Below are 6,468 nucleotides of genomic sequence, written 5' to 3'. Positions count from 1 at the left end.
CGCGCGCCAACCGCGATCAAATCACGCACCGGCGGGCTGGGTTCGCGCTTTCCGCGAACCATCCCGGCCGTTCGGTGGTGCCCCCGGCAGGATTCGAACCTGCGCTCCCGCCTCCGGAGGGCGGTAACCACACCTGCTTTCACCTGCACGTATGCAGAGAATGATCTTCCCATCGGCACACGACGGGCACGTCACGGATAGAGGGTTCGCACGCAGCCGAAGGCGCGACAGCTCCCCAAGTGCAAAGACGGGTACTCCAGCTCGGAGAACCCCGCCTGTTCGTCACTCTCCGGTTACACGTCGCTGGCCACCCGGCTTGCCGGATCACCGCCAGCGAACGCCCGACACGCGAAAGCCCCTCCTGGGACCAGGAGGGGCTTTCGGCGTTTCCGGCCACTTTCGCCTTAGCTACTCAAGACCTGGCGCAGCCGGCGGTCGGACACGCCGAGTTCGGCCGCCACAGCCGTCTTGGAGGGCTTGTCCGACGACGCGAGTCGCTCAAGCGCCCTGGCGCGCAACACATCGGCCGGCACGCGCTTCCTCTTGCCCCCTTGGCCTTGCTCGATCGGCCCGATGTTCGCGGCCGAAGCCTTCAGCGTCACTCGCTTCGCCACCGGCGCCAGCGCCTGCGGCGAAACTTCCGCCTTGGGCTTCACAACCGGCGCCTCCGGCAGGGTTGCACTCTCAGGTTGCCCAGTCGGGGACGGCGACGCGGCCGGAAGCTCGGACAGGACGAGCTTGGTCAGTGCCATGAACGCCAGCGTCGGCACCGACGAGAGCAGCCACCCGGAAGGGCTGGGGGTGGCGACGGCGAGCTGAGCGGCAAGGGAGAGCAGGCTCGCGCCCACCAGGATGGTGAGCGGATAGGTGATGCTGCGACCACTGCGGCGCCGCTGACGAATGGTGAGCAGGGCGGCGATGGGCACCAGCTCGGAGACTGCGGCATTGACCCATCCGAAAACGTCTGGGGTGCCTGCCGGCAGGTGGATCATCGACCACTCGTGCACGTGCGTGAAGCTGACCGCGCCCGCGGCGCAGCCGACAGCGCCGAGGATGAGGACCTGTGCGCCGCGCTCGATGCGCTCCGCGCGGGCAAGGCTAGGCGTGTCAGAGCACGCCAAAGTAGGATCTTTCATGGGTCGGGGGCCTTTCCCGATCAAGAGCCCAGGTCGAGTGCTGCCAACACTGCCTGGGCTCGCTTTTGCCAAGACCCTCTCAGGTTACCCGTGTCGGATGACCCCCGACAAGGTGTCATGATGCACGTCTGACGATCAGCGAGGGCTTTCGAGCTGTTTGGGACCAGGCTTCGGGTCCTCGATGTCGACCTTGACCAACTTGCCCAGTACGGAGACCGAGACGCGCCTACCCGCGTGCGGCTTCTTGAGCACGAGCCAGACGATCACGCACGGGACGACGAGAAGCGCCAGGATCACGGCCGCGCCGAGCATGGGACCGGCCGAAACGGCGAAGTCAAGGAATGGCGTCAGCACGCGCGCACCTGTCCGGCGACCAGCTCGAAGTTCTAGTCACCTGTCAGGTGGGGTGTGCTCGCTGCCTCCCCTTGGAGGCTTTGGCTGTCACTTCAGCCGTGCGGACGAACCACGGTGCACCAACCTTCGAGCGGCCCACCCGCTAATCCTTTGGTCCGAAGATCCTTTAGTCCTTTTACGGGCCGTTGGTGCGCTTCGATGCTACCAGCGACGGACTCGACAGCGGGTGGTCAGCGGTGGCGCGCTCCGCGTTCCTCTGGTCGAGCGGGAGCGTCCTCGCGTGGTTCGAGCGCGTCAGCGAGCACCCACTGTGCGACGCGAACCCCTGCGCCTTCCTTCGGGATCACGAACGCGACGTAACCGACCCAATGGCCGGTCGTGGTCATCTCCCACATGGACAGCTCGCCGGGAACGCGCGCCTGAAGGTTGAGCCCCTCCTCGAAGGGCTCGCGGGGACGGTCGATGCGGAACACTGCGCCAAGATCGACCCAGACAGCTTTCGGTGGCTTGCACACGATCTGCCGGCCCGTCTTCCGCGGCGGCCTAGCCCCTTCGAAGCCTCGCTGTTCGAACACGGGTTCGAGTATGCGCGCGAAGGTCGGAACGCGAAACGGGGCACCCCGGAAGTCCAGGATGCCCCGCCCTGCGACTGACGTCAGCCGTTGCTGATGTGCTTCACGAACCGTTGCCAGCCTTGCGCGCCGAACTCCAACACGACCGCAGGATTCTTGCTGTCGCGCACAGCGCCCGGCCTCACCTCGACGCATTGAGCGTCGTTCCCGCCGTTGCTGTAACTGCTCTTACGCCACTGCCCACCCGTGGTGTCAGCGGCCAACGTGCCCATCGTCTTACGCTCCTAGCTGTTGTTCGAGGTTAGCGATCCTGCGGTCCAGTATCGCCGCCGACTCCTCCTCGTTTTTCGCCAGAGCCCACGCCTGGTCGAACGCAGCCTCGTACGGGGCCGTCTGTTTGATGTAGTCGGTCCGAGACAACGACACGGTGTAGGCGATCTTTTCGAGCCTGTCGGTCGGCTTGCGGGGATCGAAGTGCAACAGCGTGAACGGGCAGCTCAACGCGGGCACGCCGCCTACGTCGTAGGTTGCCACCCTGAACTCGACTTCGGGCAGCCGAAGGAACTCGTCGCGGAAGTACACGAGCTGGTTCAACAGGACACCCGGTCCGCCGAACTCCCGGTACAGGGCTTCTTCGCCCAGGACGATCTGAACCTTGGGGCCGCCTGCGTGGATCACTTCAGCTCCGCGCTTCGGCCGTGCCGCGGCCATCGCCGGCACTTCCTTCGCAGGGACCGACAGCGACCGCTCAAGTGCGGCAAGCGCGAACTCGAAGTTCTCCAGCAGTCCAGGCCACTCGGGGTAGACCATCTTGATCGTGGACGCGAGTCGTTCGAGTGAGACGTACTTCCGCGACGATTGAGGAACCGGGGTTGCATCGGCCCGTCGTCGAGCCAAGATGCTGGCCTGTCGAAGCTGATCGGCCTCTGGCTCTCCGAGCCCGTAGAGCGTGATCATCTTCTCCACGACGTCGGGCGGTGGCGCCACATCGCCGTTCTCGATCTTGCTCAACTGCCCGCTGTACTTGTCGAGCGCCTTCGAGGCAGCGGTGAACTCGACGTGTGCGGCCTCCCGAAACCGGAACGCCAACTCCCCGCACTCAAGGCGAGCGATCAGGGGATCGGTGCCCTCGTCATCTGCCATGCGTGAAGTGTGCCGCACGGCCCGGCGCCAGCGTGCCGCACACACAGAGCTGTTATTTGAGTTGCAAACAATCACCCGTTTGGTCGCAACACTGTTTGCAACTCTGTCATAGAGTCTGCTTGCAGCTCCGCGCGGACCGGTTAGCGATCCGCATCCGGCGTGGAGCGGCAGCCAGCGAGGCAGGGCAGGCAGCGAGGCGCGGAGTACGAGGCCCCGTACCCGCTCCGCGCTAGGACACCGCGCCGCCCTCCTCGCTGGCCCGAGACTGCCCAAGGAGGTCGGGGAATGTGGACGTCGATATGCACGGTGGTACTAGCGATGGGAACCCTGAAGGCACGCCAGGTGTGGTGCGCGTACCAATGTGGGTGCCAGGGGTGCAGCGCGAGCCCGACAGTCCGGGCGCTCCGCAAAATGGGCCGGCGATGACTACCGACCTGGTCCGCGTAGCGCTGCCTGCCGGCGGCCTCGGTGTGCACCTGGCGGAGCTGAAGCGCCGTTGGTGGACGTTGCATTACGTTCCAGACGCTGAAAACCCCGTGGTCATCGCGGGTGCCTACTGGCACGAGGACTTCGTGGACGTCGTGCAGATTTTCGGTCCCGTGGAATCGATCGCCTATCGAGCGCCGATGCGCCCTGGCTGGGATGCGTTCCGCCCTCGCTCGCTTGTGTGGTCATTCAAGGGCGAACCGAACTGGTCGATCCGGAACGTGTTGTTGCTCCACGACCCGGAGGAGCCACTCGCTCCCCGCATCGAAGCGAGCCCTCTCCCCGAGTGTCAGATCCTCCCTCAGCTGCTCAGGCACCACGGCACGTTCGTGGTCGAGTCGCCGAGGCAGCCCCCGAGGGTCATGACGGTTCCTCCGCCCGCGCAGCCGCTCCCTGAACTCGGCGAGCCGCGAGCATGAGCACAGCAGCACCGCCCGAAGGCCTCCCCAGCGCCACGAGGTACACGATCATCGCGCTTCTGCTGACGGCCCCGAATCGGACGTGGGAGCCGAAGGAAATTCAGCGCCTGACGGGCTTCACCTACGGCGTTGTACGCGGCGCACTCGAAGCGCTCTTCGACTCTCGACGGATTGTGAAGGTGCCCGGCAAGCGCAAAGGGCGGTACCACGTCCGCCTGACTTCAACCGGCGTGGAGTGCTGCACCGCCTGGATTGCGCAGCATAGCTCGACGGCGCTGATCAACGCGGCGAAGTCGACAGTGCAGGGACGCGCGATCATCGAGGCCTTCACCGTGGCCACGCTCATACAGCTCGCCGACTCATCGCCGTCAAGCTCGCCCCTGTAGCCCAACTGGTAGAGGCACGCCCCTTAAAAGGGTGTCAGTAGCGGTTCGACTCCCGCTCAGGGGCACTAGGCGCCCGCAGGAGAAGCGCGGCGTCACAACAAGAATCGATGGAGGGACACAAGATGACGGCAACGCTCGACTCTGCGGCCACCCAGGCCGCAACCAGGCTCACCCAGGCCACGGTATCGACTGAGTTTCGCATGCAGTGGCGCAGCCAGATCATGAAGGACCACAGCCTGCCGTTCATGGAGGCTGACCAGATCATCTCGGACACGTTGAGCTTCCTGACCGTGTGCGCCACGTACCCGAACACCGGCTTCCGGCCAAGCAAGAAGGTCGACATCGGCTGGCACCAGTTCATCCTCAACACCAAGCCGTACGCCGAGTTCTGCCAGCGCGTCGCCGGGCACTTTATCCACCACATCCCGGACGAGTTCACCGCGCCGCGCCGCGAACGCGCCTCCGTTCAGGAAGCACTCGCCCCTACGGTAAAGGCGATCACCGACGCCGGATTGCCGTTCCATCCGGACCTGTGGCTGTCGGACACCGGCAGTTGTAGCCAGTGCCACGATGGTTGCACCGACTGCGGCCAGGGCGGCGGCTTCCACTAGCAGCCCGAGACAGAGGAGTCCGACGATTAACCGCCTCAACTGGAGTGACCTGCCCGCAGGCGTGGCCGCCGCCGTCAGCGAACACACGGGCCACGTGACCGAAGCAGAGGACGCCTCTGCCGGCCGCAACTCCGCGGTCGCTGCGTCGCTCATGACGGCAGGCGGCTGGATCTTCTGCAAGGGCATCAAGGCGGACGATCGCCAGGCCTTCATGCACCGCAACGAAGCCGCGGTGAACCCCTTCCTTCCTCGGGACGTGGCTCCGCGGCTGCTGTGGCAGGTCGAGAACGACGGGTGGTTGCTGCTCGGATTCGAGCACGTCTCCGGGCAGCACGCCGACTACTCGCCGAACTCCCCGGACCTGCCGCTCGTGGCAAAGACCGCGCAGGTGATCAGCCAGACCGAAGCGCCAACGATCGCGGACGACAGGCGCGCGATTCAGGGACAGTGGGCGGCGGCCCTGGATCGAGAACTGGCCCTCGCGCCGCCCGACAATGCCCACTCATGGTCACGTGAGAACGCGCTGACGATCAAGGAGTGGGCACGCCGTGCCCCGTCCTATCTCGGAGGCTCCGCGTTGATCCACTCTGACCTCAATCCGTTCAATGTCCTCGTGGCGGATCGAGCACAGGTCGTGGACTGGGCGTGGTGGAAGACGGGACCCGCGTGGGTCGACGCCGCACACCTCGTCGTGCGTCTCATTGCCGCTGGGCACTCCCCGGCGGAAGCCGAGGCATGGGCAGCCCAGCTCGACGGGTTCGGCTCTGCGGAGCCCGAGGGCATGACGGCGTTCGCAGCGTCGCTCGTGCGCCTCTGGGAACGGAAGTTCGCCATCAGCGACGCAACAGAAGGCGCGCGTCGCTGGCTTGAGTACAGGCTCAACGGTCACTAATCCTCACGCACACGAGAGCCCCCGCCGATCCGTTCGGCGGGGGCTTCTGCCGTTCATAGCGGTAGCCTTGAGGTCGTGACTGGAGACGTTGAGACTGGCGCTGAGCAGCGCAATCGCGCAGAGCTGGCCGATCTGCTGCGCCGGGAAATCGACTCCGGGAAGTACCCAGTCGGGACGAAGCTCCCGAGCTACCGGCAGTTGGCGGAGATGTTCGGTGCCGCCCCCAACACGGTCGGCGAGGCGGTGCGGACGCTCGCAGCAGAGGGCCGCGTCAGGGTGAAGCCGAACGCGGGTGCCGTCGTCGCCGTCCCTCACCCGAAGACGCCGGAGCAGCAGCTCCAGGAGGCTCGCGCCGGCCTCGTCGAAGTGCGCGAGCGACTGCGTTCGGTGCGCCGCGATGTCGACGCCCTCGATAGCCGCGTCGCGGACCTCATCGCCGGACTTCCAGCCGACTAGCCCGGAACGACCA

At 65.8% G+C, this 6,468-nt stretch carries 10 protein-coding genes and 2 tRNA genes; 6 read left to right on the top strand and 6 right to left on the bottom strand.

What is annotated here, in order from left to right:
• Positions 1 to 75: 75 nt before the first annotated feature.
• From ORI60_RS16750 to ORI60_RS16725, 6 genes are all read right to left on the bottom strand, one after another.
• Positions 76 to 143, bottom strand: a tRNA-Arg gene (locus ORI60_RS16750).
• Between the two features lie 261 nt (positions 144 to 404).
• Positions 405 to 1,121, bottom strand: a complete 717-nt coding sequence (locus tag ORI60_RS16745; RefSeq protein WP_266038250.1) for a hypothetical protein — start codon at positions 1,119 to 1,121, stop codon at positions 405 to 407.
• Positions 1,122 to 1,271: 150 nt separating this feature from the next.
• Positions 1,272 to 1,490, bottom strand: a complete 219-nt coding sequence (locus tag ORI60_RS16740; protein WP_266038249.1) for a hypothetical protein — start codon at positions 1,488 to 1,490, stop codon at positions 1,272 to 1,274.
• Positions 1,491 to 1,720: 230 nt separating this feature from the next.
• Positions 1,721 to 1,963 carry a hypothetical protein gene (locus ORI60_RS16735; protein WP_266038248.1) on the bottom strand — a complete coding sequence of 81 codons (243 nt, stop codon included), beginning with the start codon at positions 1,961 to 1,963 and terminating at the stop codon, positions 1,721 to 1,723.
• Positions 1,964 to 2,145: 182 nt separating this feature from the next.
• Positions 2,146 to 2,334 carry a DUF397 domain-containing protein gene (locus ORI60_RS16730; RefSeq protein ID WP_266038247.1) on the bottom strand — a complete coding sequence of 63 codons (189 nt, stop codon included), beginning with the start codon at positions 2,332 to 2,334 and terminating at the stop codon, positions 2,146 to 2,148.
• 4 nt (positions 2,335 to 2,338) lie between these two features.
• Entirely contained in the window at positions 2,339 to 3,205 is an 867-nt protein-coding gene (locus tag ORI60_RS16725) for a helix-turn-helix domain-containing protein (protein ID WP_266038246.1), read from the bottom strand.
• A gap of 422 nt (positions 3,206 to 3,627) precedes the next feature.
• Here ORI60_RS16725 and ORI60_RS16720 point away from each other — a divergent pair, with 422 nt between their 5' ends.
• From ORI60_RS16720 to ORI60_RS16695, 6 genes are all read left to right on the top strand, one after another.
• Positions 3,628 to 4,110 (top strand): hypothetical protein, encoded by a 483-nt coding sequence (locus ORI60_RS16720; protein ID WP_266038245.1) that lies wholly within the window; start codon positions 3,628 to 3,630, stop codon positions 4,108 to 4,110.
• Positions 4,107 to 4,496, top strand: coding sequence for a hypothetical protein (locus ORI60_RS16715; RefSeq protein ID WP_266038244.1), 390 nt, complete (start codon positions 4,107 to 4,109; stop codon positions 4,494 to 4,496). Before ORI60_RS16720 ends, ORI60_RS16715 begins: the two co-directional genes overlap by 4 nt.
• Positions 4,487 to 4,561: transfer RNA gene (locus ORI60_RS16710), tRNA-Leu, on the top strand. Before ORI60_RS16715 ends, ORI60_RS16710 begins: the two co-directional genes overlap by 10 nt.
• Positions 4,562 to 4,618: 57 nt before the next feature.
• Positions 4,619 to 5,107 carry a glycine-rich domain-containing protein gene (locus ORI60_RS16705; RefSeq protein WP_266038243.1) on the top strand — a complete coding sequence of 163 codons (489 nt, stop codon included), beginning with the start codon at positions 4,619 to 4,621 and terminating at the stop codon, positions 5,105 to 5,107.
• Positions 5,108 to 5,201: 94 nt separating this feature from the next.
• A complete protein-coding gene (locus ORI60_RS16700) occupies positions 5,202 to 5,999 on the top strand; it encodes a phosphotransferase (protein ID WP_266038242.1) in 798 nt (265 codons plus the stop codon).
• A gap of 75 nt (positions 6,000 to 6,074) precedes the next feature.
• Entirely contained in the window at positions 6,075 to 6,455 is a 381-nt protein-coding gene (locus ORI60_RS16695; RefSeq protein ID WP_266038241.1) for a winged helix-turn-helix domain-containing protein, read from the top strand.
• Positions 6,456 to 6,468: the final 13 nt, after the last annotated feature.

Origin of the sequence: Lentzea sp. NEAU-D7, from assembly GCF_026242055.1 — a bacterium.
Taxonomy (GTDB): domain Bacteria; phylum Actinomycetota; class Actinomycetes; order Mycobacteriales; family Pseudonocardiaceae; genus Lentzea.
This window is presented reverse-complemented; position numbering and strand designations above follow the sequence as displayed.

Excerpts from the sequence above, each read along its gene's own strand:
- ORI60_RS16730 (WP_266038247.1), bottom strand. The coding sequence starts at position 2,334 with ATGGGCACGTTGGCCGCTGACACCACGGGTGGGCAGTGGCGTAAGAGC.
- ORI60_RS16720 (WP_266038245.1), top strand. The coding sequence starts at position 3,628 with ATGACTACCGACCTGGTCCGCGTAGCGCTGCCTGCCGGCGGCCTCGGT.
- ORI60_RS16715 (WP_266038244.1), top strand. The coding sequence starts at position 4,107 with ATGAGCACAGCAGCACCGCCCGAAGGCCTCCCCAGCGCCACGAGGTAC.
- ORI60_RS16705 (WP_266038243.1), top strand. The coding sequence starts at position 4,619 with ATGACGGCAACGCTCGACTCTGCGGCCACCCAGGCCGCAACCAGGCTC.
- ORI60_RS16725 (WP_266038246.1), bottom strand. The coding sequence starts at position 3,205 with ATGGCAGATGACGAGGGCACCGATCCCCTGATCGCTCGCCTTGAGTGC.